This window comes from Achromobacter sp. CF-sbj1-Ac2-l (assembly GCF_052698165.1).
The window spans coordinates 5331415-5355868 of record NZ_CP199855.1 but is presented as its reverse complement, the minus strand read 5'-3'; the positions used below and the strand labels follow the sequence as shown (position 1 = coordinate 5355868).

The window sequence follows — 24454 nt, the reverse complement described above, 5'->3', positions numbered from 1 at the left end:
CATGAAGCGGCAGCTTCAGGCCGCCGGCCTGCGTTTGTATTCGAACACGGTGTGGGCCAGCAGGCCCGCCACCAGGCCCCAGAAGGCCGAACCGATACCCCAGAAACTGAAGCCCGAGGCCGTCGCCAGCAGCGTGATGAGCGCGGCTTCGCGCCGTTGCGGGTTGGCCATGGCGGCGGCCATGCCGCCCATGATGGTGCCCAGCAGCGCGAGGCCGGCCAGCGCCGCCAGCAGCGCGGCCGGCAGCGCCTGGAAGAACACCGCCACCGCGCCGGCGACGATGCTCAGCGCGAAATAGCTGACGCCGTAGGTGGCCGCGGCGATGTAGCGCTTGGACGGTTCGGCGTGCGCTTCGGGGCCGGTGCAGATGGCCGCGCTGATCGCGCCCAGCGTGACGCTGTGGGCGCCGAAGGGCGCGGCCAGCAGGCCGAGCAAGCCGGTGGCGGCGACCAGCCGCGAGGCGGGCGGACGGTAGCCGGCGGCCTGCAGGATGGCCAGGCCGGGCAGGTTCTGCGAGGCCATCGCCACCACGAACAGCGGCACGCCCAGGCTGATCGCGGCCTGCATGCTGAAGACCGGCGTGGTCCAGACGAACTCGGTCAGGTGCCAGTCGAGCTGGTCGACCCGCATCAGGCCCAGGCCGGCCGCCATGGCGACCGCCACGGCCATCACCACCAGCACCGCGTAGCGCGGCGCCCAGCGCCGGCACACCAGGTAGGCGGCGCACATGGCCAGCACCAGCGCCGGCTGCTTGCCGACGTTGGTGAAGATGCCCATGCCGAAGTTGAGCAGCACGCCGGCCAGCATGGCGGCGGCGACTTCGCCGGGAATGCGGCGCAGGATGGGATCGATCCAGCCGAACAGGCCGCAGGCCAGCGTCAGCGCGGCGGCCAGCACGAAGGCGCCGATGGCTTCGGGGAATGGCACCCCCGCCAGCGCGGTCACCAGCAGGGCCGCGCCGGGCGTGGACCAGGCCATGACGATGGGCAGGCCGGTGCGCAGGCTGTAGGCCGCGCCGCCCAGGCCCAGCACCAGGCTGAGCGAGCCGATCCAAGAGCCGATGCGGGCGGCGTCCAGGCCGGCGGCATGGCCGGCCTGCACCATCAGCACGGCGGTGCCGCCGAAGCTGACCAGCACGGCGACCAGGCCGGCCGCGATCGCCGAGGCGGACAGGTCGCGGCGGGCGTTGGGGCGGGTGGCGGGGGGATCGAAGACGGGTTGCGCGGTGTCGCTCATGCGGCACCGGTCAGGCGGCGGTACTTGGCCATCAGTTGTTCCTGGCCTTCATTCCATTGCGGGTGCAGCTCGATGCATTCCACCGGACAGACCACCTTGCATTGCGGCTCGTCGTGATGGCCGACGCATTCCGTGCAGCTGTCAGGGTCGATGACGTAGTATTCCTCGCCCATGGAAATCGCGTCGTTCGGGCACTGGGGCTCGCAAACGTCGCAATTGATGCATTCTTCGGTGATGGTCAGGGCCATGATGAGGGGCTACGGAATCCGGCAGGGATACTGCAATTGTACTGCCGGGCCCGACGGGCGCCCGGCAAGCCCCTGGCGCCGACCTGCCCATCCCGGCGCTTGCCGTCCGCCAAAACGCAGGGAGGGCGCACAAGGCGCCCTCCGGGAGGGTTCGGTGAGGCGGGGAGCGGCAGCGCTCAGCCCGGCCAGGATTGCTCGCGGCGTTCCTTGGCCTTTTCCTGCAGCCAGCGTTCCACCGAGGGGAACACGAACTTGCTGACGTCGCCGCCCAACTGGGCGATTTCGCGCACGATGGTGCCGGAGATGAACTGGTATTGATCCGACGGCGTCATGAATAGCGTTTCGACGTCGGGCAGCAGATGGCGGTTCATGCCGGCCATCTGGAATTCGTATTCGAAGTCGGACACGGCGCGCAGGCCGCGCACGATCACGCGCCCGCCCTGGTCGCGCACGAAGTCCTTGAGCAGGCCGCCGAAGCTCTGCACTTCCACGTTGGGATAGTGCCCCAGCACTTCGCGCGCGATGTCCACGCGCTCGTCGATGCTGAAGAAGGGCTTCTTGTTGCGGCTGTGCGCGATGCCGACGACGACTTTGTCGAAAAGCGTGGCGGCGCGGCGGACCAGGTCTTCGTGGCCTCTGGTCAGCGGGTCGAAAGTGCCGGGGTAAACAGCGATGATCATGCGAGCTCCGTACCGTTATTAGTGGTGTACACCATCCTCCGAAGCTCGGATTATTGATCTATTTGCGCAATGCAGCAAATTCCAGCAGATGGTAGTGGACCGCGCCTGCCTTGTCCTGGCGCAGGATCTCGAAGCCGTCGGGCGCTTCGATGGGGCTTTCGGCCTCGACGTAGACCAATCCGCCCTCGGCCAGGATGCCGGGCAGGATCGGCCACAGGCGCGGCAGCCAGCCCTGTCCGAAGGGGGGATCCAACAGGATGAGGTCAAAGCGGGACGCATCCATTCTTTCGACGACCTGCATCGCATCGCCCACATGGATGCGTATCATGTCGGCTTTGAGCTTGTCGCGCAGTGTCCGCAGCGCGGACGCGGCAGTCTTGTCGCGTTCCACCATCTGCACATGCGCCACGCCGCGCGAGGCCGCCTCGAACCCCAGGGCGCCGCTGCCGGCGAACAGATCCAGCACCTGCTTGTCGGCGAATTCGCCGCCCCACAGGTGATTGAGCCAGTTGAACAGCGTTTCCCGCACCCGGTCGGGCGTCGGGCGGAGCGTCTCCACGTCGGGCACGACGATAGGGGTGCGCCGGTATTGGCCCCCGACGATACGAATATACTTGTTACCCATGTTTAGCCGCTTCTTCAAGAAAAAATCCCCTCCGCCCGCCGCGCCGGCCCAGCCCGCGCCGCCGCCGGAGCAGGTGGATGCCGGGATCGCGCCGCAAGCCGAGGCCGAGGTCCCCGCCCAGCCCGTCGAACCCGCCGTTCCGGCGCGCGAATTCGCGCCCGTCGCGACGCCCGAGGTGACCCTGCCGGTGCCGTCCGCCGAGGTGCCCGCGCCGGCGTCGGCCAGCGTGCCGCAACCGTCGCCGGCCGTGGTGCCGCAGCCGCAGGCCTCGGCGCCCGTGGTTGCGCCTGCTGCCACGCCCGCTTCCACACCTGCTTCCGCCGCACCCGCTTCCGTGCCCGTGGCTGCCGCGCCGGCCGTTGCCCCGCCGCCGGTTGCACCCGCGCCGGTGGTGGCATCGCCGCCCGCCGTCACGCCTCCGGCCCCGGTCGCCGCTGCCCCCGCCGCCATCGCGCCGGCGCCCGCCGCGCCCGAACCGGAAGCCGCGCCCAAGAAGGCGTCCTGGCTGTCGCGGCTCAAGCAGGGCTTGTCGCGCACCGGCCAGAGCATTGGCGGCATCTTCGTCGGCGTCAAGGTCGACGAGAACCTGTTCGAGGAACTCGAATCGGCGCTCATTATGGCCGATGCCGGCCTGGAAGCCACCGAGAAGCTGCTGACCGCGCTGCGCGCGCGGGTCAAGAAAGAGCGCATCGAGGACCCCGCCAAGGTCAAGGCCGCGCTGCGCCAGTTGCTGGCCGATCACCTGCGTCCGCTGGAGCGCGCCTTTGACCTGAAGCGCGCGCAGCCGCTGGTGGTGATGATCGCGGGCGTCAACGGCGCCGGCAAGACCACGTCCATCGGCAAACTGGCGCACACCTTCCAGCGCCAGGGCGCCAGCGTGCTGCTGGCCGCGGGCGACACGTTCCGCGCCGCCGCGCGCGAGCAACTGATCGAGTGGGGCAGCCGCAACAACGTCACCGTGATCTCGCAGGATGGCGGCGACCCGGCGGCGGTGGCGTTCGACTCTGTCAACGCCGGCCGCGCGCGCGGCATGGGCGTGGTGATGGTGGACACGGCCGGCCGCCTGCCGACCCAGTTGCACCTGATGGAAGAACTGAAGAAGATCCGCCGCGTCATCGGCAAGGCCGATCCGGCCGCGCCGCACGAGGTGCTGCTGGTGGTGGACGGCAACACCGGCCAGAACGCGCTGGCGCAGATCCGCGCGTTCGACGCGGCCATCAACCTGACGGGCCTGGTCGTGACCAAGCTGGACGGCACCGCCAAGGGCGGCACGCTGGCGGCGGTGGCGGCGGGCAGCCAGGGCGTGCGGCCGATCCCGGTTTACTGGATCGGCGTGGGCGAAAGCCTGGAAGACCTGCAGCCGTTCGTGGCCGACGAATTCGCCGGGGCCTTGCTGGCCGACTGATCCGTCCCGCTGATACCGGCACGGGCCTCGCGCCCGGCGCTGAAAACACCGCGCCCCACGTCTGCTGCATCGCAGGCGTGGGGCGCGGTGTTTGCGGCGGGCGGAAACGCAATCCGCGAAGGATCGCGCCGCCTTATTTCCAGAACGGCTTGCTGCCGGCCAGGTCGTCGAATGCCTGTTGGGCATCCACCGCCAGCTCTTCCAGGCGCGCGCTGATCCAGCCCAGCGCGAACCAGGCCTGCGGATGCGTGGCCGTACACGACTCGTAGTAGTCCTTGGCCACGGCCAGGTCGTTGATCTCGCCCAGGATGTCCTGCACCCGCGACAGCAGCTTGCGGTAGCCGCGCAGCTTGCTCGGGGGCAGCAGCGATTCGGCGAAGGCCAGGCTGTAGCGCAGGCGCTTGCCGCGCTTGCGCAGCTCGTGGCGCGTGGGGATGTCGAGCGTGGCGAACTGGGTGCCCTGGTCGGCCACCTTGCTGTGCCAGCGGTGCAGGCGCCGCGCCAACTGCTCGTGCAGTTGCTGCGGATCGGGCTCGGGCGCCAGCATGGGGATGATGGTGGGCTTGACGCTGGGACCGGCGATGCCGCCTTCCAGGCGGATGGCGGGTTCGGGCGCCGCGTCGCTGGGCATGCCGTTGGCGACGGGCAGGCCATCGCTGGTGGGCTGCGCGGGCGGCACGTCCAGGCTCCATTCCAGCAGTTCCAGCAGCCAGGCCTGGAAGGCCTTGCCGCCGGCGATGGCGCGCGCGTCCTGTTCGGGCGGCGCGGCCTCCATCGGGATGACCGGCATGCCGGCGCGCATCAGCGCGGGCGCCACGGTTTCGTTCAGCACGTCCTGGTCGCGGTTGGCGCCGAAGGCGGCGAAGTGGGCGCGCACGCCCTGCATGATGGCGTCGGGGATCGGCCCGATCCAGCCGTCGAACAGCTTCCAGGCCGAGCGCAGGCGGCGGATGCCGACGCGCAACTGGTGCACGTGCTCGGAATTGCCGGCGCGGTACACGCCTTCGGTGTCGACTTCGGCCAGCACGGCCGCGTTGCGGGCGATCTGGTCGAGGCATTCGGCGGCGATGCGGCCCATGGCCTGCGCCGCCGTCATGTCCTCGCGCAGCTTGACGGACGCGGCGCCGCGCGGCGCCCAGAACAGCGCGATGGCCTGGGCGCGGCGGCTGTCGAGGTCGTCGCCCGGGACGGCGTCGACGTCGGCCAGGCGCTGCGCCAATTGCGCCAGCGCGTCGCCGCGCTCGGACTTGCTGCGCGGGTCCAGCACCAGGTTGTGGCGCTGCTGCCAGCCGCGCGCGACCGCGAAGATGGCGGCGGGGCGGCCCGAGACCAGTTCGAATTCAAGTTCGGAGATCGGCAGTTCCAGCGCGCCGGCGCGCAGGATGCCGGTGTCGTAGGCCAGTTCGACGGTGCCGTAGCGCGTGCGCACCTTGCGCAGCATGCGCTGCACGTCGGTTTCATAGCGCAGGCCGAGTTCGCCCTTGATGGCGGCCAGCGCGGCCTCGACCTCGGTGCCGGCGTAGACCGACAGGTCGAGAACGGGGCCCGGGCGCGGGTGGTTCAGTTCGATGCGGGTGATGGCGTTGATGCCGGGCATCTTCAGCGTCTGCACCCAGTCGCGGCCTTCCTGGCGCAGGCGGATGGCGATGCGCGCGCGGGCCAGTTCACGCTCGGGCGTGTCGAAATACATCGCATGCAGGCGGATGCGCGTCGCCTCGCGTTGCTTGATCTCTCGCAGCACGGCCTGGCGCGAAGCCGTGGGCACGTGCAGTTTCAGTTCCTGTTCCGACATGGCGGCGGGTGTCCAACGGCAAAAGCCGAGATCTTAATCAAACGGGGCGGGCGGTTTGATGACCGGTCATATTTATTTCACAAACGCCCACACGGAGCATAGACGTGGTTGCGGTGCATCAACAATCGTTCCCGCGTCAGGCGCGGGATATTTTCCGCTTCGATTGCGTCCGCTCAATGACCTGGACAGGCAGAGACGCGCCGTGGGGGGCTGTCGGATTGTAAATCCGGGGCGGGGCGTGCCTCGGCGGTCCGGGTGCGCGGGGTGGCATGCAGCCCCGCGCGAGGCGGCCAAAAAAAACCGCCCGTTGCCGGGCGGCGCAAAGGAACGTCGGTTGCGGGCGCGTCAGAGGATGCGCTTGCGCGCCTGGGTGATGAGGATCTCGGCCAGCACCACCACCACGAAGATGGCGGCCAGCACCAGCGCCACGCGGTCCCACTGGAACAGATTGAGGGCGGTGTCCAGCGCCATGCCGATGCCGCCGGCGCCGACCAGGCCAAGCACGGCCGATTCGCGCACGTTGATGTCCCAGCGCAGCAGCACGATCGACCAGAACGCCGGGCGGATCTGCGGCCAGTAGGCGTACCAGATCACCGAGGCCTTGCTGGCGCCGGTGGCGGTGACGGCCTCGATCGGGCCGCGCTGCGCTTCCTCGATGGCTTCGCCCACCAGCTTGCCGACGAAGCCGATGGAACGGAACGCGATGGCCAGCGTGCCGGCCAGCGCGCCGGGGCCGAAGATGGCGATGAACAGCAGCGCCCAGACCAGCGAGTTGACCGAGCGGCTCGACACCAGGATCAGGCGCGCGAGCATGTTGATGGTCTTGCTGGGCGTGAGGTTGTTGGCCGCCAGCAGGCCCACCGGCACCGCCATGATGACCGACAGGATGGTGCCGAGCGTGGCGATGTGCAGGGTCTCGATCAGCGCGTCGTGCACGCCGCCGCGATAGTGGGCCCAGTCCACCGGCCACATGCGCTGGAACAGGTCGGCCATCTGTTCCGGCGCGTCGTACAGGAACTCCGGGATGATCTCGACGCCGCGGATGGCCTGCACGATGGCGGCCACCAGCAGCAGGTAGAGGGCGAAGCGCAGCAGCCGCTGGCCCAGGCTGTAGCGGTGCCAGACGCGCGGCGCGTTGGCGGCGGGCAGGGTGGGGGCGTGCGTGTTCATTGATCCGCCTCCGCCTTGCGCGCGGCCTGGTAGGCTGCCTTCGATGCGCTCGAACCGATGCCGCGCGCGCCGGCGAAGCGGCCCTGCAGGATACGGTCGAAGCCCAGGTTGTCCAGGAACACGGCGCGCACGAAGCCCGCCAGGATCTCGCCCAGCATGATGATGGCGATGAGCGTCAGCAGGATGGCGCTGACGAAGTCGTAGTCGAAGCGCTGGAAGGCCGAGAACAGCGTGCCGCCCACGCCGCCGGCGCCGACGATGCCGACCATGGTCGAGTTGCGCAGGTTCGAGTCGAACTGGTAGGTGGCAAAGCCGATGAAGCGCGCGAACACCTGCGGCAGCACGCCGAAGGCGAGCACGTTGGCGAACGAGGCGCCGGTGGCGCGCACCGCTTCGACCTGCTTGAGCGAGATTTCCTCGATGGCCTCGGTGAACAGCTTGCCGATGAAGCCGATCGAGGCCACCGTCAACGCCAGGATGCCGGCCAGCGCGCCAAAGCCCACGGCCTTGACGAACAGGATGGCGACGATCACCGGATGCAGCGCGCGGCATAGCGCCACGATCGAGCGGGCGGGCCACGAGACCCACGCCGGCATCAGGTTGCGCGCGCCCAGCAGGCCCACGGGCAGCGCGAACAGGATGCCCAGCACCGAGGCCAGCACGGCGATCTCCAGGCTCTCGGCGATGCCCTTCCACAGCGTGGCGGGCTTCTCGAAATTGGGCGGGAACATGCGCGCCAGGAAGGTCGAGGCGTGGCCCATGCCGCTTTCGAAGCGGGCCCAACTGAAGTCCAGTTGCGCGGCCGCATACACGGTGTACAGCACCAGCAGCAGCACGCCGGCCTTGGCGCGGCCGGACAGCGCGAAGGGACGCGGATGGGACGAACGCGGAGTCATTACGCCAGCCAAGACTCGCCTCCGTAGATGGTCTTGAGCATGGCGGCGTCCAGGCCTTGGCCGTTGCCGTCATAGACCACATGTCCGCCGGACATGCCGACGATGCGGCCGGCGTAGCGCCGCGCCAGTTCGACGTCATGGATGTTGACGATGACGGGGATGCCGCTGGCGTCGCCCTGCGCCGCCAGCAGCTCCATGATCTCGACCGAGGTCTTGGGGTCGAGCGACGAGGTCGGCTCATCGGCCAGCAGCAACTGCGGGCGCTGCATCAGGGCGCGGGCGATGCCCACGCGCTGGCGCTGGCCGCCCGACAGGGCGTCGGCGCGCTGGTCGGCAAAGCCCGCCAGGCCCACGGTATCGAGCAGTTGGTAGGCGTGCTCGATGTCCTCGGCCTCGAAGCGGCGGGTCCAGGCCTTGAAGGCGCCGGTGTAGCCCAGCCGTCCGGTCAGCAGGTTTTCCATCACGGTCAGGCGTTCGACCAGGTTGTATTCCTGGAACACCATGCCGATGCGCCGGCGCGCGCGCCGCAGCGACGCGCCACGCACCCGGGCCAGGTCGACCGCCCCGTCGCCGGCTTCGAGCACGATCTCGCCGCGGGTCGGCTCGATCAGCCGGTTGATGCAGCGCAGGAGCGTGCTCTTGCCGGTGCCCGAGGGGCCGATGATGGCGGTCAGGCCGCGTCCCGCGATCTGCAGGTCGATGCCGTTCAGTACCGGCCGGCCGGCCCGGTATTCCTTGACCAGGCCGGAAATGCGTAGCGACGTCGTCATGCTGATTACTTCTTGCTCTTGGCGGATTCGCGGTCGTAGGCGGCGCGGTTGAAGCTTTCGCCGCCGGATTCGGCGACCTGGCGCACGATGGCCCAGTCCTTCTGGTAGGTCACCGGGTAGAAGCGGTCGGCGCCGTCGAAGGCCTTGGACATCTCGGCCGGGAAGCGGTAGTCGTAGAAGCACTTGAGCATCTGGTCGCGGAACTTCGGCTCCAGGTCGTGCGCGTAGGCGAACGACGAGGTGGGGAATTTCTCGCTCTTGTAGATGACGCGGAAATCGGCTTCCTTGACCTGGCCGCGCTCGATCATGCGCTTGAACACGTCCGAGGCCACGGCGGCGGCGTCGTAGTCGCCCGAGTTCACGCCCATGACGGACTGGTCGTGCTTGCCCGAGAACACCACCTTGTAGTCCTTGTCGGGCGTCAGGCCTTCCTTGGGGAACAGCGCCACGGGCGCCATGTGGCCGGAGTTCGACGACGGCGCGGTGTGCGCCAGCTTCTTGCCCTTGAGGTCGGTGAGCTTCTGGTACGGGCTGTCTTTCTTGACGATGACGATCAGGTTGTAGCCCTGGAAGCCATCGGCGTAGCCCTTGACGGCGAACGGCACCGCGCCGGCGATGTTCACGGCGAAGGCGGTGGGGCCGGTGGAGAAGCCGCCCACGTGCAGGCGGCCCGAGCGCATGGCCTCGATTTCGGCGGCGTTGCTCTGCACCTGGTAGAACACCACGCGCTTGCCGGTGCATTCGGACAGGTGCTTGGTGAACGGCTTGAAGATGTCTTCATACACCGCGGGGTCTTCCACCGGGGTGTAGGTGAACACCAGCGTCGACGGCGTCTTGAGCTTGGCCGGATCGGTGGGCGTGTCGGCCACCAGGTCCTTGTTGGCGTCGCAGTAGTTCTGGTCCAGGTCGCCCCGGTTGGGGCAGGCGTCGGCGGCGTGGGCGGCGGACGCTCCGAACGTTCCGAACACGAGCGCGGCCAGCGAGGCCGCTTGCAGGTGACGCAATGCGCGCATCGTATGTCTCCTCTTATAGGTCTGAATATGACTGGTAACTGAATTCAAACATACAAGCGCCAGGGGCACACTCGGGAAAGTCCCTGTGTTTCTTTTCGGGTTTTGTTCGTTTTGTTCGCTTTGGGTTCGTTTATGCGCGAACGGCGCGACGGCCGCGCGAGTGGATCGGCGGATCCGTCGCGCGGCTTGCGGGTCAGGCGGGAGGAGGGAAGGTCAGGCGCGGTAGCCCAGCTTGCGCGAGATCTCGTGGGCGCAGGCCAGCAACGGACGGGCGATGGCGCCGTCCCAGGACACGTCGAACAGGCCGGTGGGGCCCAGGCTGGTCAGCGCCAGCACGATGTTGCCGGTGTTGTCGAACACGGGCACCGACAGGGCGTCGACGCCCGGCAGCGGGTTGCCCAGGGCGCGCGCCATGCCGTGCACGCGGATGTCCGCCAGTTGCGCCTCGATGTTGGCGCGGCTGACCTTGCGCGGCGGCGACACGCTGGAGATCACCGCCGTATCGCCTTCCTCGCGGGCGATGTAGTGCTCGCTGACCTTGGGCGGCAGCCAGGCTGCGAACACCAGGCCGGTGGCGGTGTGCAGCATCGACATCACGGTGCCCTTGCGCATATTCACGTGCACCGGATAGCTGGCCTCGGTCATGTGGATCATGGTGGGGCCGTGCGAGCCCAGCACCGCGATGCCCAGCGTGTGGCCGATCTCGGATTGCAGTTTGGCGATCTCGGGCATGGCGATGCGCACCGGATCCAGCCGCTGCAGGCTGACCAGGCCCATCTGCAGCGCGAACGGCCCCAGCTCGTACTGGCCGGTGATGCTGTCCTGCTGCACAAGGCCGACCCGGATGAAGCTCACCAGGTAGGGGTGGGCCTTGGCCGAGGTCATGCCGGCGCCGGCGGCCAGATCGCGCAGGGTCAGCGGCTTGGCGGCGTCGACCAGGGCGGCCAGCAGCGGCACGCCCACTTCGATGGACTGGATGCTGCGGCGGCCGTCATTGGCGGCGGGGGCGGCGGGTTTGGTGGTGGCCACGGTGGGTGCCTCAGGCGGTGACGGCGCGGGCGGCCAGCAGCCGGTCGGCCATCTCGGTGAAGCCGGCGCCGCCATGGAACGCGGCCACGTAGGCGGGGCGGTGCGTCAGGCGGTGCAACTGCGACTGGATGTTGGCCACGCCGACCGAGACCGGGAAGTAGGCGAACATGGGCTCGTCGTTGGGCGAGTCGCCGATGAACAGCGTGCTGTCGAGCGCGCTGGCCACGTCGATGCCGAATTCGCGCTGGAACAGGGTGCGCGTCATGGTCAGCTTGTCGTAGTCGCCGAACCAGCCGTTGACGTGGATCGAGCTGACCTTGGCCTGGGCGCCGGCGTCTTCGAAGATGCGCACGATGCGGCTGATATCGGCCTCGGGCAGGGGCGGCACGTCCTCGCAGAAGTCGATGGCCAGGTCGGCCACGCGGTAGTCCTGGTCGCTGGCCACGGCGGCGCCGGGCACCTCGGCCAGCACCCGGTCGCGGATCGCGTCGAGCTTTTTGCGGCTGGCCTGGCGCGAGGCCGCGTCGGTCCAGTAGTGCGTAACCATGCGGCGCGCCTGGCGGTCGTAGGCGTAGTAGAACGCGCCGTTCTCGCCGACCACCGCGCGCACCGGCCACATGCGGGCGATGTGGTCGCACCAGCCGGCCGGGCGGCCGGTGATCGGCACCACCTGGATGCCGGCCTGTTCCAGGCGTTCCAGGGCGGCGTAGGCGTCGGCGGGCAGCCGGCCTTCGGTGGTCAGGGTGTCGTCGATGTCGGTGAGCACGACGCGGATCCCCGCCGCGACGGTCAAAGGCATGGCCGCAAGGGCTTGCATGGCGTTTTTCCTTGGTTTTATGGGGTGTTCTCCGGCCGAAAGTTTAACCGGATGGCCCTGTTTGGGCGGGGGCGGGGCGGGCCGGTAGGGGATATGGCGCCGGGGGCGGTAAAATCCGGGCTTTCCCGCCTGGTTTGCGTGCCCGCCATGTCCGTCCAGTTGTCCCCGTTGCCCGGCTCCGAGCCGGAATCCTTCGATATTGCCTCGGTCGCCGAGATCATCGCCGAGCTGCGCGCCGGCCGCATCGTCATCCTGGTTGACGAGGAAGACCGCGAAAATGAAGGCGACCTCGTTATGGCCGCCGAGTTCGTCACGCCCGAGGCCATCAACTTCATGGTGACCCACGGCCGCGGCCTGGTGTGCCTGACCCTGACCGAAGAACGCTGCCGCCAGTTGGACCTGCCGCTGATGGCGGCCCGCAACGGCACGCGATATGGCACCAATTTCACCCAGTCGATCGAGGCCGCCGAAGGCGTCGAGACCGGCATTTCGGCCGCCGACCGCGCCCGCACCATCCAGGTGGCGGTGGCGCGCGACGCCAAGCCGTCCGACCTGGTCCAGCCCGGCCACATCTTCCCGGTGCGGGCCGTGCCCGGCGGCGTGCTGGTGCGCGCCGGCCACACCGAGGCCGGCTGTGACCTGACCGCCATGGCCGGCCTGACCCCGGCCGCGGTGATCTGCGAGATCCTCAAGCCGGACGGCACCATGGCGCGCCTGCCCGACCTGGTGCAGTTCGCCCGCGAGCACGGCCTGAAGATCGGCACCATCGCCGACCTGATCCAATACCGCAGCGAGCACGAATCCATCGTCAAGCGCGTCGGCAAGCGCAGCATGCAGACCGCCTGGGGCACCTTCGAGGCCGTGGCCTACGAGGACGCCGCCACCGGCTCGGCCCACCTGGCGCTGGTGCATGGTACCGTGGCGCCAGACGTCGAGACCCTGGTGCGCGTGCACGAGCCGGCCTCGGTGCTGGACGTGCTGGATACCGGCGCCAGCCCGCATAGCTGGGGCGTGGCGCAGGCCCTGCAGGCCATTTCGCAGGCGCCGGCCGGCGTGCTGGTGCTGATGAACTGCCAGTCGTCCACCGAACACCTGTTCGCGCAGATCGCCGGCTGGAGCGACCCCAAGGCCAATGCCAACCCCGCCAACGCCGACCGATTCGGCCTGCGCACCTATGGCATCGGCGCCCAGATCCTGCGCGACCTGAACGTGGGCGAGATGAAGCTGCTGGCCCGGCCGCGCAAGATGCCCAGCATGGCGGGCTTCTCGCTCACCATTACGGGTTACGATTGCGACCCTCCGAACACTCCCGCAACACACTGAAGGCCGACACATGAACCCTTACATCCTCACCCCCGACCTGAACGGCGAAGGGCTGCACATCGGCATCGTACGCGCCCGCTTCAACGAAGAGATCGGCCAGGCCGAACTCGAAGCGTGCCTGAAGGAACTGGCCGAACTCGGCGTGGACGAGCGCGACGTGATGGTCGCCACCGTGCCGGGCGCCCTGGAACTGGGCGTGGCCCTGTCGCACATGGCCGAGACGTTCGAGTTCGACGCCCTGATCGCGCTGGGCGCGGTCATCCGCGGCGAGACCTATCACTTTGAAGTGGTCAGCAATGAAATGGCCACTGCTATCACCCGCATCTCCCTCGAGACCGGCATCCCGGTCGCCAACGGCGTGCTGACCGTGGACACCGACGAGCAGGCGCAAGCCCGCGCCGCCGGCAAGGGCCGCGACTGCGCCCAGGTGGCCGTCGAAATGGCCAACCTGGTGGCGGCCCTGGAGCCCGAGGAAGAAGACGAAGACGACGAAGACGAGGACGAAGATTTTGACGACGAAGAAGACGACGACCAGCGCTGATAGCGCGGCGCAAGCCCGCGCCAACGCCCGCAGCGCGCGCCGCCGTGCGCGCGAATTCGCGCTGCAGGGCGTGTACGCGTGGCTGCTGCGCGGCGGCGAAGGCACGCAGGACGCCGGCGAGATCGACGCCCATCTGCGCGACACCGAGGACTTCTCCGAGGCCGACGCGCAGTGGTTCAAGACCTTGCTGCATGGCGTCCTGCGCGAAGCGCCCGCGCTGCGCGAGCGTTTCACGCCCTACGTCGACCGTCCGCTGGCCGAGCTGTCGCCGGTCGAGCATGGCATCCTGCTGATCGGCAGCTTCGAACTGATCCATCATGTCGAAGTGCCGTACAAGGTCGCCATCAACGAAGCCGTGGAACTGGCCAAGTCGTTCGGCGGCACCGACGGCTTCAAGTTCGTCAACGGCGTGCTCGACAAGCTGGCGGCGGACGTGCGCTCGCACGAAATGAAGAAGTAGACCCCCCCGAAGCGCTGCGCGCTTCCCCCCCAGGGGGGCGCCGCTGCGGACCGGCGGAGCCGGATCCGCGCGGCCCGGGTCTGGGGAGGGCCGTTTTTTTGGGGCGGTCTCCCTTTTGGGGCGGGCTTCCTTCTTTTGGAGCGAGCTTTCCGCGCCTCTGGTGCGGACCTCTCTTTGGCGCGAATCTTCCCTTGGAGCGTGGCTCCGGTGTGGGAGTCAATACCGGCGCATTGCGCCGGACTGCGGAGTTGTCGTGGCGTCCGAATTCGATCTGATCGCGCGCTATTTCACGCGCGCCGCGCCGGCGGGGCTGTTGGGCGTGGGGGATGACTGCGCGTTGTTTCCGGTGCCGGCCGGCGAACAGGTGGCCACCAGCACGGATCTGCTGCTGGAAGGCCGGCATTTCTTTCCCGATGTCGATCCGAAGGCGCTGGGGCACAAGGCCCTGGCGGTGAACCTGTCGGACCTGGCCGCCATGGGCGCGCGGCCCATCGGTTGCGTGCTGGGGCTGGCGCTGCCGCGGCTGGACGAGGCGTGGCTGGCGGCGTTTGCCGAGGGGTTTCATGCGCTGGCGCAGGTCCATGGCTGCCCGTTGATCGGCGGCGACACCACCCGCAGCGTCCATGACCTGGCCATCAGCGTGACCGTGTTCGGCGCCGTGCCGGCGGGCGCCGCGCTGCGCCGCGACGGCGCCCGGGTGGATGACGATATCTGGGTGTCCGGCGAACTGGGCGCGGCCGACGTGGCCTACCGCCTGCTCGACGGGCAGTATCCGGCCGACGCGGCACGGCTGGCCGCGACCCGCGGCGCGCTGGAATGGCCCGAGCCGCAAGTGGCGCTGGGCGTGGCGTTGCGCGGCATCGCGCACGCCGCCATCGATATTTCCGACGGCTTGCTGCAGGACCTCGGCCACATCCTGGCGGCCAGCCGGGTGGGGGCGTTGCTGCATGAAGACCGCATGCCCGTGGCCGCCGCGCTGGCCGGCATGCCCGCTGACGTCGTGCGCCAAGCGGTGCTGGGCGGCGGAGACGTGTACCAACTCTGCTTCACCGCGCCCCCGGCCCGCCGCGACGCCGTGCGGGCGGCTGCGCAGGCGGCCGGCGTCCGCGTGACGCAAGTGGGCAATATCGTGGCCGAGCCGGGATTGGTGCTGCGGGACGCCGCCGGACAGCCGTTGACACGATTGCCCGCCGGCTTCGATCACTTTCCCTCGGTCTGAGAGCGCCGGCCTTGCGCCGGACGCAGGCAAACCCTGTCACAATCGCTGCCACGGTTGTTTACTGAACGCCATCCTTCCCATCGCCCTTATCCCCGCCACTCTTGGGCCCTTATCCATGTCGTCCTCTTCCCCCCATTCCCCGTCGATGCGCGAACGCTCGCGCGCGGTCTATCCCGCGCTGTCCTGGGTGTGCCGCGATCCGGGCCGCCTGATCGCCTTCGGCTTCGGCAGCGGCCTGATCCGCCCCGCCTCGGGCACCTGGGGCACGCTGCTGGCCTGGCTCATCTGGGTCGCCGCCGCGCCGGCCGCGTCGGACCTGGCCATCGGCATCTTCCTGGCGCTGGCCTTCCTGTACGGCTGCTGGGCCTGCGACCGCGTCGGCCGCGAACTCCAGCAGCCCGATCATGTCGGAATGGTGTGGGACGAGATGGTGGCGTTCTGGCTGGTGCTGTGGCTGACGCCGGCCGGCTGGTTGTCGCAGGCGCTGGCGTTCGTGCTGTTCCGCACGTTCGACATCGTCAAGCCGCCGCCCATCAAGTTCTTCGATGCCCGCCTGAAGGGCGGTTTCGGGGTAATGTGGGACGATATCGTCGCGGCCGGATACGCCTTGCTGATCATGGCGCTGGCCGTGCGCACAGGAGTCTTGGGATGAACCAGCAACACGAAAACCCGCCGTCCAATCTGTCGGCTGAACAACTGGCGCAGGCCACCGTATACGGGCTGGCCGAGCGGCTGGGCGATACGTTGCGGCGCCTGGGATTGGTGCTGGGCACCGCCGAATCCTGCACCGGCGGGCTGCTGGCGGGCGCCGTCACGGCGGTGGCCGGGTCCAGCGAGTGGTTCGACCGCGGCTTCGTCACCTACAGCAACGATGCCAAGGTCAGCGAACTGGATGTGTCGCCGGACGCCTTGCATCACTTCGGCGCGGTCAGCGAGCCGGTGGCGCTGGAGATGGCCAACGGCGTGCTGCTGGCCTCGCCGGCGGCGCAGGTGGCGGTGTCCACCACCGGCATTGCCGGTCCGGGCGGCGCCACGCCGGGCAAGCCGGTGGGCATGGTGTGCTTCGGCTTCGCGCAGTGGGTCGGCGACGGCATCAGCAGCCGCGCCGTCACCCACGTGTTCAGCGGCGACCGCGCGCAGGTGCGCCAGCAGGCGGTCGAATTCGCGCTGCGCGGCGTGCTGGAACTGCTGGGGGCGCCGGTCAACCGGCGTTGAGGAAGACCGCCCGCGCAATGGCGCGGTCCAGGGATACCGCGGGAACCGCCTGGCCCCCGCGGGCGGCGCTCAGCGCACCGCGTTGATCGCGTCGCGCAGGCCGCGCGCGGCGTCGCCGGCGGCCTGGCGCCAGTCATCGCCGCCGCTGGCGTAGATGATGGCGCGCGACGAGTTGATCATCATGCCGCTGCGCGCGGCGTTGGCGCCGGCGTTGACGGTGGCGGTGATGTCGCCGCCCTGGGCGCCGATGCCCGGCACCAGCAGCGGCACCGCGTCGCCGATGCGCTGGCGCACCGCGGCCAGCTCGTTCGGGAAGGTCGCGCCCACCACCAGGCCGCACTGGCCGTTGGCATTCCATTTGTCGGCCACCAGCCCCGCCACGTGCAGGTACAGGGGCTCGCCGTTATCCATCTTGAGGAACTGCAGGTCCGACCCGCCGGGGTTGGATGTGCGGCACAGCACGATCACGCCGCGGTCGCGCCAGGCCAGGTAGGGCTCGACCGAGTCCAGGCCCATGTACGGACTGACCGTCAGCGCGTGCGCCTGGTAGCGCTCGTAGGCTTCGCGGGCGTAGTTTTCGGCGGTGGAGCCGATGTCGCCGCGCTTGGCGTCCAGCACGATGGGCAGGTCGGGGTGCTTGTCGCGGATGTGCTGGCACAGCGCTTCGAGCTGGTCTTCGGCGCGGTGCGCGGCGAAGTAGGCGATCTGCGGCTTGAAGCTGCAGGCGTAAGGCGCGGTGGCGTCGACGATGTCGCGGCAGAACTGGAAGATCGCGTCCGGCTTGCCCTGCAGTTCGCGCGGAAAGCGTTGCGGGTCGGGGTCGAGCCCGACTTGCAGGAGCGAGTTGCTGGTGGTCCAGGCGTGTTCGAGTCTTTGGAGGAAATTCATGGGGGAGTTCAGTGCAGTTTGACCCGGGGGCGCGTGCGCCGCATGAGCAGGCGGGCCAGGGCCAGGGAGGCGGTGCGTGAGATGCCCAGCACCGCTTTGTGGTGCATCAGGTGCAGGCTCATGTACATCAGGCGCGCCAGTGTACCGCTTACGAACAGTCCGCGTCCGGCCAGCTTGCCCATCAGGCTGCCCACGCCGGCGTCCTGGCCCAGCGAGACCAGCGAGCCGTGGTCTTCGTAGACATAGGGAGCGGTGGGCTCGGCCGCGCGGCGCAGGCGCGCGGTGAGCTTCTTGCACAGGTAATCGGCCTGCTGGTGCGCGGCCTGGGCGCGCGCCGGCACGGTGCGGCCATCGCGCCAGGGCGCGGCGCAGCAGTCGCCCAGCGCCAGGATGTGCGGGTCGGCGGTTTCGAGCCGTTCGTTGACCTCGAGCTGGCCCAGTCTGTTCAGCGGCAGGTCCAGCTCGGCCAGCAGGGCCGGGCCCTTGATGCCGGCCGCCCACATGCACAGGCGCGCGGGGAATTCGCGGCCGTCGGCGGTCTTGACCGAATCGGCGGCGACCTCCGAGACGCGGCAGTCGGTTTCGACGCGGATGCCGAGCTCGGTCAGGCGCGCGGTGGCGGCGATGGATATCTTTTCGGGGAGCGCGGACAGGATGCGCGGCGCGCCCTCGACCAGGGTGATCGCCAGATCGCGCTCGGCGCGGAAATTCGGCAGGCCGTAGGCGCTGACCACGTGGCTGGCCTCGACCAGTTCCACCGCCAGCTCGACGCCGGTGGCGCCGCCGCCGACGATCACCAGGTCCAGCCGAGCCGACGGATCGCGCACCTTGGCCTGGTCGACCAGCGCCATGGCCTTGAGCATGGTCAGGCGGAATTGCTCGGCGTTCTCGGTGGTGTCCAGCGTGACGGCGTGCTCGGCCGCTCCCGGGGTATTGAAGAAGTTGGAGGTGCTGCCCAGCGCCAGCACCAGCGTGTCGTAGGCCAGTTCGCGGCGCGGCAGCACTTCCTGGCCCTGGCTGTCGGCCACGGCATCGACCGTGACCAGGCGGCGCTCGCGGTCGACGCCGACCAACTGGCCCTGGGCGAAGGAAAACCCGTTCAGGTGCGCCAGCATCAGATAGGACAGGCCTTCCTGGTGGATATCCAATGTGCCCGCCGCCGCTTCGTGCAGCGACGGCTTCCAGATGTGGAACGGCCGGCTGTCGACCAGGGTGATGTGCTGGCGGCCGTGGAGGCGGCCGAGCTTGGCGGCCAGTTCGAGGCCGCCGGCACCCCCGCCGACGATGACGATGCGTTCCGAAGGGGCTGGCGTCGAGTTGGGCATCATGGTTCCCAGTATAGAGGCCCGGACCCCTTGGCGGGCAAGCCCGGCGCCGTGAATCAGTGCATCACGAAGCGGCTGACTGCCACGCCCACCCAGACGGCGACGGTGAACAGCAGCAGCAGCATGACGGCGGCGCTGCCCAGGTCCTTGGCCCGGCCCAGCAGCGGATGGGTGTCGACCGACAGCGCGTCGGCCAGCGCCTCGATCGCCGAATTCAGCAGCTCCACCGCCAGCACCAGCACCACGGTGCCGATCAGGAAGAACACCTCGACCGTGGTGCGCCCCAGGAAGAACGCGGCCGGGATCAGCAGCACGGCCAGCGCCAGTTCCTGGCGGAAGGCGGCCTCGTACTTGATGGCGGCCTGCAGGCCCTGTAGCGAGTAGCGCAGCGCATTCAGGATGCGGCGCAGGCCGCCGGTGCTTTTGTAGGGCGAGTGGTGCGGGTTGGTCGACATGGGAAGCGTAATAAGGCCGGGTGTGGCGGCTTTTTAACAGATATGGATTGCCGGCGTGATGCGACATGAGGCGGGTCAAGCATCCGCCAGGTTTTGCTGGTAATACTACGTTACTTTTTGCCTTCGCCGCGGCCATGCGATACCCTGGCGGCGCGCGGCATCGCGGCGTTGGCTTCTGACCACGCCCGCCGTGTGCAATTCCCTACCAACGCGCCTCTGCGCCCGTCTTGGGGCGGATGCATCAAGGCGCCCTGAGACACAGCAATCCATGCTCGAACGCTTGAATACGGAGTCCTTGTCGCGCCTGCCCGCAGACGTGGAGAAACCCGCCTATGACCGCGGCCGATTGACGCCGGGTATTGTGCATCTGGGGCTGGGCGCCTTTCATCGCGCGCACCAGGCGTTGGCCACCGACCTGGCCATGGCCGCCAGCCAGGATCTGACCTGGGGCATCCTGGGGGTGTCGCTGCGCAGTCCGGCCGTGCGCGATGCGCTGACGCCCCAGGATGGCCTGTACACCCTGGCGCTGCGCGACGGCGACGAGGCAGGCGGCGCGCGGGAATCCCTGCGCGTGGTCGGGTCGGTGCTGCGCGTAATGGTGGCCCAGGAGGATCCGCAAGCGGTGCTCGAGCGCATCGCCTATCCGCAGACGCGCATCGTCAGCCTGACCATCACCGAGAAAGGCTACTGCCACGAACCGGCCACCGGCCACCTGCGCTGGGATGACCCGGACATCCTGCACGATCTGGAGAACCCGGTGCGCCCGCGCAGCGCCATCGGCATGCTGGTGCATGGCCTGGCGCTGCGCCGCGAGCGCGGCCTGCCGCCCTTGACGCTGCTGTCCTGCGACAATCTGCAGGCCAATGGCGACACGCTGCGCAGTCTGGTGCTGGCCTTTGCGCTGCGGCTGGACGTGGCGCTGACCGGCTGGATCGACGCGCACTGCACCTTTCCCAATTCCATGGTCGACCGCACCGTGCCGGCCACCCGCGACGAGGACCGCGCGCGCATCACGCAGCGCCTGGGGGTGGAAGACGCCTGGCCGGTGGTGGCCGAACCCTACCTGAACTGGGTGATCGAAGACAAGTTCGCGGCCGGCCGCCCCGCCTGGGAAGCCGCGGGCGTGACCTTCGTGGCCAATGCCGCGCCCTATGAGCGGCTGAAGCTGCGCATGGTCAACGGCCCGCATTCGGCGCTGGCCTGCCTGGGGACGTTGCTGGGCGCCGCCACCATGCATGAGGCGGCGGCGGTGCCGGCGTTGCGCGGCTTCGTGGACGACCTGATGCGCCACGAGGTCGCGCCCACGCTCAAGGGCATTCCAGATGCCGGCCTGGAAGGCTACCGCCAGCGCTTCCTGGCGCGCGTCGACAACGCGGCGCTGCCGCATCCGACGTGGCAGGTGGCGATGGACAGTTCGCACAAACTGCCGCCGCGCCTGCTGGCCACCATCCGCGACCGCCTGCGTCGCGGCGACGATATTCGCCGCCTGGCGCTGGCGGTCGCGGCTTGGCTGCACTATCTGCGGGGCGAAGACGAAAGCGGCGCGCGCTATCCGATCGACGATCCGCTGGCCGCGCCCCTGGCCAGACTGTTGGCGCGTGCCGATGTGGCGGCGCGGGCGGCGGCGCCCAAGCAGGCGGCCTATCGCCGCGCCCTGGTGCTGGCCGGCTATCGACCGGTGTTCGGCGACCTGGGCGAGAAGCCGGTGTTCGTCGCGGCGCTGGCGGCGCAGTTGGAGGCCCTGCGCGAACATGGCGTCCTGCATGCGCTGCAAGCCGTGGCGCGCGAACCCGAGCCTATTGTTCCGGCCGACAGCGTGGGCGTGGCCGAGGCGGCTGAAGCGACGGCCGCCGCGGCCGCGCCGCCTTCACGGGAAGCGGCCGGCCTGGGTATGTGAGCCCGCGCCGGCCACGATGCTGCCCCTACACGCCCAGGTAGTGCAGCAGGCGCGCTTCGTCGTCGATGAAGGCCTGCGAGGTGCCGCTCCAGGCTACCCGGCCCTTTTCGATGATGGCGTGGCGGTCGGCGGTGGCCAGCAGCGGCTCCAGGTTCTTGTCGATGCACAGCACCGCCAGCCCGGTGCGCTTGAGGCTTTCCAGCGCCTGCCAGATTTCCTCGCGCACCACCGGCGCGAGGCCTTCCGTGGCTTCGTCCAGGATCAGCAGGCGCGGATTGGTCAGCAGCGCGCGGCCGATGGCCAGCATCTGCTGCTCGCCGCCCGACAGGTGACTGCCCAGGTGGCGCGCGCGTTCGGCCAGGCGCGGGAACAGCGCGTAGACGCGTTCCAGCGTCCAGGGCTGCGCCAACCCCTGGCGGTTGTGCGCGGTGGCCACCAGGTTCTCGCGCACCGACAGGTTGGGGAACACGTGCCGGCCCTCGGGCACCAGGCCGATGCCGCACTGCGCCACCTTATAGGCCGGCAGGGCGACGATGTCGCGGCCGTCGAACGTGACGGCGCCGCGGCTGGCGCGGTTCAGGCCCATGATGGCCTTGACCGTGGTCGACTTGCCCATGCCGTTGCGGCCCAGCAGCGTCACGAACTCGCCCGGGCCGATATCCAGGTCGATGCCGAACAGCGCCTGGCTGGCGCCGTAGTGCGCGGTCACGCCGCGCAGCGACAGCAGCGCGCTCATGCCGGCGCTCCCTGCGCACGGCGGCCGGCGTGGCCGCGTTCGCTGCCCAGATAGCACTCGCGCACCTGCGGATCGTTGCGGATCTGGTCGGCATCGCCGCAGGCCAGGGCGCGGCCATACACCAGCACCGTGATGCGGTCGGACAGCGCGAACACCGCCTGCATGTCGTGCTCCACCAGCAGAATGGTGTATTGCCCGCGCAGGCGTTGCAGCAGCCGCGTCATGGCCTCGGATTCATGCTGGCTCATGCCGGCCATGGGTTCGTCCAGCAGCAGCAGGGTCGGCTGGCAGGCCAGCACCATGGCCAGCTCCAGTTGCCGCAGCTCGCCATGCGCCAGCGCGGCGGCGGGGGTGTCGGCGCGCGCGTCCAGGCCGGCCAGCGCCAGCGCCTCCCGCGCCGGCTCGCGCAGCGCCGGCGTGGCCAGCAGCGGCCGCCAGAAGCGGAAGCCGTGGCCGCGCCGCGCCTGCACCGCCATGGCCACGTTCTCCAGCGCGGTGAACGGCTTGAACACCGAGGTGATCTGGTACGAGCGCGCCAGCCCGCGGCGCACGCGCCGTTCGACCGGCAGGCGCGTCACGTCCTCGCCATCGAGCAGCACGCAGCCGCCGTCGGGCCGCAGCTCGCCGCTCAACTGGCCGATCAGCGTGGTCTTGCCGGCGCCGTTGGGGCCGATCACGGCATGCAGTTCACCCGGCCGGATGTCCAGCGACAGGTCGTCGGTGACGGTCAGGCCGCCGTAGCGCTTGACCAGGTGTTCGACGCGCAGCGCGCTCATCGCGGTTCTCCGGTGGGGTGGGGCAGGGCGCGCGCGGCGCGCAGGCGCAACGGCTTGTCCGACAGACCGCCATACAGGCCGCGGCGCGACACCAGCACCACGCCCACGATCAGCAGGCCCATCACCAGCATCCAATGGTCGGTCAGCAGCTTCAGTCCTTCCTCCAGCAACAGGAAGGCCAGGGCCCCGGCAACCGGGCCGACCACCGTGCCCAGCCCGCCCAGCGCCACCATCACGATCAGCTCGCCGGAGGTGGTCCAGGCCAGGTACGAGGGCGACACATACAGCGTCAGGTTGGCCAGCAGCACGCCGGCCACGCCGCACACCATCGCCGACAGCACATAGGCCGCCAGGCGATAGCGCAGCGTCGCGAAGCCCAGCGCGCGCATGCGCCGCTCGTTGGCCTGGCAGCCGCGCAGCACCATGCCGAACGGCGCGTGCACCAGCCGGCGTAGCGCGGCCAGCGCCAGCAGCAGCACGCCGAATGCGGTGTAGTACAGCGCCAGCGGCGTATCGAGCCGGAACAGGCCGAAGTCGCTGCCGGCGAACAGCGACATGCCGTCGTCGCCGCCGAAGCCCTCCAGCCCCGTGGCCAGGAAATAGAACATCTGCGCGAACGCCAGCGTGATCATGATGAAGGCGATGCCGGACGTGCGCATCACCACGTAGCCGCTGACCAGGCCGACCACGGCGCAGGCGCCCAGCGCGGCCAGCAGGTGCAGCCAGCCGTTCTCGATGCCGTAGTGGTTCAGCACGCCGACCGCGTAGGCGCCCAGGCCCAGGTACAGCGCGTGGCCGAAGCTGACCATGCCGCCGTAGCCCAGCAGCAGGTTCAGCGCCAGCGCGGCGATGCCGTACACCAGCACGCGGCCGAACAGCGCCAGCAGGAACGGTTCGCCCTGCCATTGCGCGTACAGCGGCACCAGCGCCAGGAGCAGCAGCAGCGCGCCGGCGGCGAGCGCGCGGGGAGAGAGTCGAAGCATGTCGGGGCCTCCTTGGGCGCTATCCATGCCGCACGGGAAACAGGCCCTGCGGTCGCAGCGCCAGCACCAGCGCCATGACGATGTAGATCAGCATCGAGGCGATCGCCGGGCCGGCCGCGTTGGCGGCGGCCGGCGGCAGCGCGGCGCGCAGCAAGGCGGGCAGCAGCGCCCGGCCGAGCGTGTCGACCAGTCCCTCCATCAGCGCCGCCAGGAAGGCGCCGCGCACCGAGCCGATGCCGCCGATGACGATCACCACCAGCGTCAGGATCAGGATCGGTTCGCCCATGCCGGTCTGCGCCGACAGGATCGGCCCGGCCATCAGGCCGGCCACGCCGGCCAGCACCGCGCCCAGCACGAACAGCAGCGTGTTCAGGCGCGCGATGTTCACCCCCAGCGCGCCCACCATCATGCGGTCGGTGGAGCCGGCGCGGATCAGCATGCCCAGCCGCGTGCGGTGGATCAGCGCGTAACAGCCCGCCGCCACCGCGAGCCCCGCCACGATGATGAGAAAGCGGTATAGCGGGTAGGTGACTCCCAGCAGGTCGATGGTGCCCGACAGCCACGACGGCAGGCCCATGCTGATCGGCGCCGGGCCCCAGATGATGCGGGTCAGCTCGTTGAAGAACAGGATGAAACCGAAGGTGGCGAGCACCTGGTCCAGATGCTCGCGCGGATACAGCCGCGCCAGCGCGATGCGGTCCAGCAACAGGCCCAGCAGCGCCATGCCCGCCACCACGGCGGCCGCGGCCAGCAGGAACGAGCCACTGTGGCGGAACACGGTGGCCGCGATGAAGGCGCCCATCATGTACAGCGAGCCGTGCGCCAGGTTGATGAAGTTCATGATGCCGAACACCAGCGTCAGGCCGGCGGCCAGCAGGAAAAGCAGGATACCCAGTTGCAGGCCGTTCAGGGCCTGCACCAGCAGCAATGTCGCGGACATGGCGCCTTACCTCGT

26 protein-coding genes and 1 pseudogene are annotated in these 24454 nt (G+C 69.3%); 8 read left to right on the top strand and 19 right to left on the bottom strand.

Annotated elements, in window-relative coordinates:
- Nucleotides 1–15: 15 nt before the first annotated feature.
- The 4 genes from ACUDCK_RS24600 to rsmD form a co-directional block, all read right to left on the bottom strand.
- On the bottom strand, nucleotides 16–1236 hold the full coding sequence (locus tag ACUDCK_RS24600) for a benzoate/H(+) symporter BenE family transporter (RefSeq protein ID WP_049076138.1): 1221 nt from the start codon (nucleotides 1234–1236) through the stop codon (nucleotides 16–18).
- Nucleotides 1233–1484: a YfhL family 4Fe-4S dicluster ferredoxin gene (locus ACUDCK_RS24595; RefSeq protein ID WP_175144126.1), complete on the bottom strand. Its 252-nt coding sequence runs from the start codon at nucleotides 1482–1484 to the stop codon at nucleotides 1233–1235. Before ACUDCK_RS24595 ends, ACUDCK_RS24600 begins: the two co-directional genes overlap by 4 nt.
- A 176-nt stretch (nucleotides 1485–1660) precedes the next feature.
- A complete protein-coding gene (coaD, locus tag ACUDCK_RS24590) occupies nucleotides 1661–2164 on the bottom strand; it encodes a pantetheine-phosphate adenylyltransferase (RefSeq protein WP_006385942.1) in 504 nt (167 codons plus the stop codon).
- Nucleotides 2165–2222: 58 nt separating this feature from the next.
- Nucleotides 2223–2789, bottom strand: a complete 567-nt coding sequence (gene rsmD / locus ACUDCK_RS24585; protein ID WP_054500709.1) for a 16S rRNA (guanine(966)-N(2))-methyltransferase RsmD — start codon at nucleotides 2787–2789, stop codon at nucleotides 2223–2225.
- 226 nt (nucleotides 2790–3015) lie between these two features.
- Between rsmD and ftsY the strand changes: the two genes are divergently transcribed.
- Nucleotides 3016–4194: a signal recognition particle-docking protein FtsY gene (ftsY, locus tag ACUDCK_RS24580; protein ID WP_420867705.1), complete on the top strand. Its 1179-nt coding sequence runs from the start codon at nucleotides 3016–3018 to the stop codon at nucleotides 4192–4194.
- 133 nt (nucleotides 4195–4327) lie between these two features.
- Here ftsY and ACUDCK_RS24575 read toward each other — a convergent pair whose 3' ends face one another.
- The 7 genes from ACUDCK_RS24575 to ACUDCK_RS24545 form a co-directional block, all read right to left on the bottom strand.
- Nucleotides 4328–5986: a CYTH and CHAD domain-containing protein gene (locus tag ACUDCK_RS24575; RefSeq protein ID WP_175144124.1), complete on the bottom strand. Its 1659-nt coding sequence runs from the start codon at nucleotides 5984–5986 to the stop codon at nucleotides 4328–4330.
- A gap of 345 nt (nucleotides 5987–6331) precedes the next feature.
- The gene (gene phnE, locus ACUDCK_RS24570) at nucleotides 6332–7156 is read right to left on the bottom strand and encodes a phosphonate ABC transporter, permease protein PhnE (protein WP_054500712.1); all 825 of its coding nucleotides are present in this window, start codon (nucleotides 7154–7156) and stop codon (nucleotides 6332–6334) included.
- A complete protein-coding gene (phnE, locus tag ACUDCK_RS24565) occupies nucleotides 7153–8052 on the bottom strand; it encodes a phosphonate ABC transporter, permease protein PhnE (RefSeq protein WP_026384726.1) in 900 nt (299 codons plus the stop codon). Before phnE (ACUDCK_RS24565) ends, phnE (ACUDCK_RS24570) begins: the two co-directional genes overlap by 4 nt.
- Entirely contained in the window at nucleotides 8052–8822 is a 771-nt protein-coding gene (gene phnC, locus ACUDCK_RS24560; RefSeq protein WP_054415079.1) for a phosphonate ABC transporter ATP-binding protein, read from the bottom strand. Before phnC ends, phnE (ACUDCK_RS24565) begins: the two co-directional genes overlap by 1 nt.
- A 5-nt stretch (nucleotides 8823–8827) precedes the next feature.
- Complete coding sequence (gene phnD, locus ACUDCK_RS24555) at nucleotides 8828–9835, bottom strand: phosphate/phosphite/phosphonate ABC transporter substrate-binding protein (RefSeq protein WP_054500713.1); 1008 nt, start codon at nucleotides 9833–9835, stop codon at nucleotides 8828–8830.
- Nucleotides 9836–10048: 213 nt separating this feature from the next.
- Complete coding sequence (locus ACUDCK_RS24550; RefSeq protein WP_054415082.1) at nucleotides 10049–10864, bottom strand: IclR family transcriptional regulator; 816 nt, start codon at nucleotides 10862–10864, stop codon at nucleotides 10049–10051.
- 10 nt (nucleotides 10865–10874) lie between these two features.
- Nucleotides 10875–11681: an HAD-IIB family hydrolase gene (locus tag ACUDCK_RS24545; protein ID WP_175167070.1), complete on the bottom strand. Its 807-nt coding sequence runs from the start codon at nucleotides 11679–11681 to the stop codon at nucleotides 10875–10877.
- A gap of 147 nt (nucleotides 11682–11828) precedes the next feature.
- Between ACUDCK_RS24545 and ribBA the strand changes: the two genes are divergently transcribed.
- From ribBA to ACUDCK_RS24515, 6 genes are all read left to right on the top strand, one after another.
- Entirely contained in the window at nucleotides 11829–13004 is a 1176-nt protein-coding gene (gene ribBA, locus ACUDCK_RS24540; RefSeq protein ID WP_175167071.1) for a bifunctional 3,4-dihydroxy-2-butanone-4-phosphate synthase/GTP cyclohydrolase II, read from the top strand.
- 10 nt (nucleotides 13005–13014) lie between these two features.
- Nucleotides 13015–13545: a 6,7-dimethyl-8-ribityllumazine synthase gene (ribH, locus tag ACUDCK_RS24535; RefSeq protein ID WP_006391339.1), complete on the top strand. Its 531-nt coding sequence runs from the start codon at nucleotides 13015–13017 to the stop codon at nucleotides 13543–13545.
- A complete protein-coding gene (nusB, locus tag ACUDCK_RS24530; protein WP_049076116.1) occupies nucleotides 13514–14005 on the top strand; it encodes a transcription antitermination factor NusB in 492 nt (163 codons plus the stop codon). The genes ribH and nusB overlap by 32 nt, the downstream gene beginning before the upstream one ends.
- Nucleotides 14006–14258: 253 nt before the next feature.
- Nucleotides 14259–15224: a thiamine-phosphate kinase gene (gene thiL, locus ACUDCK_RS24525; protein ID WP_175144123.1), complete on the top strand. Its 966-nt coding sequence runs from the start codon at nucleotides 14259–14261 to the stop codon at nucleotides 15222–15224.
- 145 nt (nucleotides 15225–15369) lie between these two features.
- Complete coding sequence (locus ACUDCK_RS24520) at nucleotides 15370–15876, top strand: phosphatidylglycerophosphatase A family protein (RefSeq protein WP_049076110.1); 507 nt, start codon at nucleotides 15370–15372, stop codon at nucleotides 15874–15876.
- Nucleotides 15873–16439: a CinA family protein gene (locus tag ACUDCK_RS24515; protein ID WP_175167072.1), complete on the top strand. Its 567-nt coding sequence runs from the start codon at nucleotides 15873–15875 to the stop codon at nucleotides 16437–16439. Before ACUDCK_RS24520 ends, ACUDCK_RS24515 begins: the two co-directional genes overlap by 4 nt.
- Nucleotides 16440–16508: 69 nt before the next feature.
- Here ACUDCK_RS24515 and pyrF read toward each other — a convergent pair whose 3' ends face one another.
- Genes pyrF through ACUDCK_RS24500 form a run of 3 tightly spaced genes read right to left on the bottom strand, consistent with a single transcriptional unit; the run spans nucleotide 16509 to nucleotide 19107 of the window.
- A complete protein-coding gene (gene pyrF, locus ACUDCK_RS24510) occupies nucleotides 16509–17327 on the bottom strand; it encodes an orotidine-5'-phosphate decarboxylase (protein ID WP_054500716.1) in 819 nt (272 codons plus the stop codon).
- Nucleotides 17328–17335: 8 nt separating this feature from the next.
- Nucleotides 17336–18655, bottom strand: coding sequence for an NAD(P)/FAD-dependent oxidoreductase (locus ACUDCK_RS24505; RefSeq protein WP_054415094.1), 1320 nt, complete (start codon nucleotides 18653–18655; stop codon nucleotides 17336–17338).
- 53 nt (nucleotides 18656–18708) lie between these two features.
- Nucleotides 18709–19107, bottom strand: a complete 399-nt coding sequence (locus tag ACUDCK_RS24500; protein ID WP_054415096.1) for a diacylglycerol kinase — start codon at nucleotides 19105–19107, stop codon at nucleotides 18709–18711.
- 268 nt (nucleotides 19108–19375) lie between these two features.
- Between ACUDCK_RS24500 and ACUDCK_RS24495 the strand changes: the two genes are divergently transcribed.
- Nucleotides 19376–21004: a mannitol dehydrogenase family protein gene (locus ACUDCK_RS24495; protein ID WP_175167073.1), complete on the top strand. Its 1629-nt coding sequence runs from the start codon at nucleotides 19376–19378 to the stop codon at nucleotides 21002–21004.
- A gap of 25 nt (nucleotides 21005–21029) precedes the next feature.
- On the opposite strand, the gene ACUDCK_RS24490 is transcribed toward ACUDCK_RS24495, so the two are convergent.
- The 5 genes and pseudogenes from ACUDCK_RS24490 to ACUDCK_RS24470 form a co-directional block, all read right to left on the bottom strand.
- Nucleotides 21030–21740, bottom strand: a complete 711-nt coding sequence (locus ACUDCK_RS24490) for an ABC transporter ATP-binding protein (RefSeq protein WP_054415099.1) — start codon at nucleotides 21738–21740, stop codon at nucleotides 21030–21032.
- On the bottom strand, nucleotides 21737–21904 hold the full coding sequence (locus ACUDCK_RS24485; protein WP_369817049.1) for a hypothetical protein: 168 nt from the start codon (nucleotides 21902–21904) through the stop codon (nucleotides 21737–21739). Before ACUDCK_RS24485 ends, ACUDCK_RS24490 begins: the two co-directional genes overlap by 4 nt.
- Nucleotides 21905–22051: 147 nt before the next feature.
- Nucleotides 22052–22450: pseudogene (locus tag ACUDCK_RS24480) on the bottom strand (ATP-binding cassette domain-containing protein); the annotation flags it as partial.
- 62 nt (nucleotides 22451–22512) lie between these two features.
- Nucleotides 22513–23499: a branched-chain amino acid ABC transporter permease gene (locus ACUDCK_RS24475; RefSeq protein ID WP_064525808.1), complete on the bottom strand. Its 987-nt coding sequence runs from the start codon at nucleotides 23497–23499 to the stop codon at nucleotides 22513–22515.
- 19 nt (nucleotides 23500–23518) lie between these two features.
- Entirely contained in the window at nucleotides 23519–24439 is a 921-nt protein-coding gene (locus ACUDCK_RS24470; RefSeq protein WP_175167075.1) for a branched-chain amino acid ABC transporter permease, read from the bottom strand.
- Nucleotides 24440–24454 lie beyond the last annotated feature (15 nt).

Coding starts and splice junctions, on each gene's coding strand:
- ACUDCK_RS24575 (WP_175144124.1), bottom strand. CDS start 5,986: ATGTCGGAACAGGAACTGAAACTGCACGTGCCCACGGCTTCGCGCCAG.
- ACUDCK_RS24470 (WP_175167075.1), bottom strand. CDS start 24,439: ATGTCCGCGACATTGCTGCTGGTGCAGGCCCTGAACGGCCTGCAACTG.
- ACUDCK_RS24495 (WP_175167073.1), top strand. CDS start 19,376: ATGCTCGAACGCTTGAATACGGAGTCCTTGTCGCGCCTGCCCGCAGAC.
- ACUDCK_RS24485 (WP_369817049.1), bottom strand. CDS start 21,904: ATGCAGGCGGTGTTCGCGCTGTCCGACCGCATCACGGTGCTGGTGTAT.
- ACUDCK_RS24490 (WP_054415099.1), bottom strand. CDS start 21,740: ATGAGCGCGCTGCTGTCGCTGCGCGGCGTGACCGCGCACTACGGCGCC.
- ACUDCK_RS24515 (WP_175167072.1), top strand. CDS start 15,873: ATGAACCAGCAACACGAAAACCCGCCGTCCAATCTGTCGGCTGAACAA.
- pyrF (WP_054500716.1), bottom strand. CDS start 17,327: ATGAATTTCCTCCAAAGACTCGAACACGCCTGGACCACCAGCAACTCG.
- phnC (WP_054415079.1), bottom strand. CDS start 8,822: ATGACGACGTCGCTACGCATTTCCGGCCTGGTCAAGGAATACCGGGCC.
- coaD (WP_006385942.1), bottom strand. CDS start 2,164: ATGATCATCGCTGTTTACCCCGGCACTTTCGACCCGCTGACCAGAGGC.
- ribBA (WP_175167071.1), top strand. CDS start 11,829: ATGTCCGTCCAGTTGTCCCCGTTGCCCGGCTCCGAGCCGGAATCCTTC.
- ACUDCK_RS24545 (WP_175167070.1), bottom strand. CDS start 11,681: ATGCAAGCCCTTGCGGCCATGCCTTTGACCGTCGCGGCGGGGATCCGC.
- ACUDCK_RS24520 (WP_049076110.1), top strand. CDS start 15,370: ATGCGCGAACGCTCGCGCGCGGTCTATCCCGCGCTGTCCTGGGTGTGC.
- ACUDCK_RS24500 (WP_054415096.1), bottom strand. CDS start 19,107: ATGTCGACCAACCCGCACCACTCGCCCTACAAAAGCACCGGCGGCCTG.
- phnE (WP_026384726.1), bottom strand. CDS start 8,052: ATGACTCCGCGTTCGTCCCATCCGCGTCCCTTCGCGCTGTCCGGCCGC.
- ACUDCK_RS24475 (WP_064525808.1), bottom strand. CDS start 23,499: ATGCTTCGACTCTCTCCCCGCGCGCTCGCCGCCGGCGCGCTGCTGCTG.
- ACUDCK_RS24505 (WP_054415094.1), bottom strand. CDS start 18,655: ATGATGCCCAACTCGACGCCAGCCCCTTCGGAACGCATCGTCATCGTC.
- rsmD (WP_054500709.1), bottom strand. CDS start 2,789: ATGGGTAACAAGTATATTCGTATCGTCGGGGGCCAATACCGGCGCACC.
- ribH (WP_006391339.1), top strand. CDS start 13,015: ATGAACCCTTACATCCTCACCCCCGACCTGAACGGCGAAGGGCTGCAC.
- ACUDCK_RS24600 (WP_049076138.1), bottom strand. CDS start 1,236: ATGAGCGACACCGCGCAACCCGTCTTCGATCCCCCCGCCACCCGCCCC.
- ACUDCK_RS24595 (WP_175144126.1), bottom strand. CDS start 1,484: ATGGCCCTGACCATCACCGAAGAATGCATCAATTGCGACGTTTGCGAG.
- phnD (WP_054500713.1), bottom strand. CDS start 9,835: ATGCGCGCATTGCGTCACCTGCAAGCGGCCTCGCTGGCCGCGCTCGTG.
- phnE (WP_054500712.1), bottom strand. CDS start 7,156: ATGAACACGCACGCCCCCACCCTGCCCGCCGCCAACGCGCCGCGCGTC.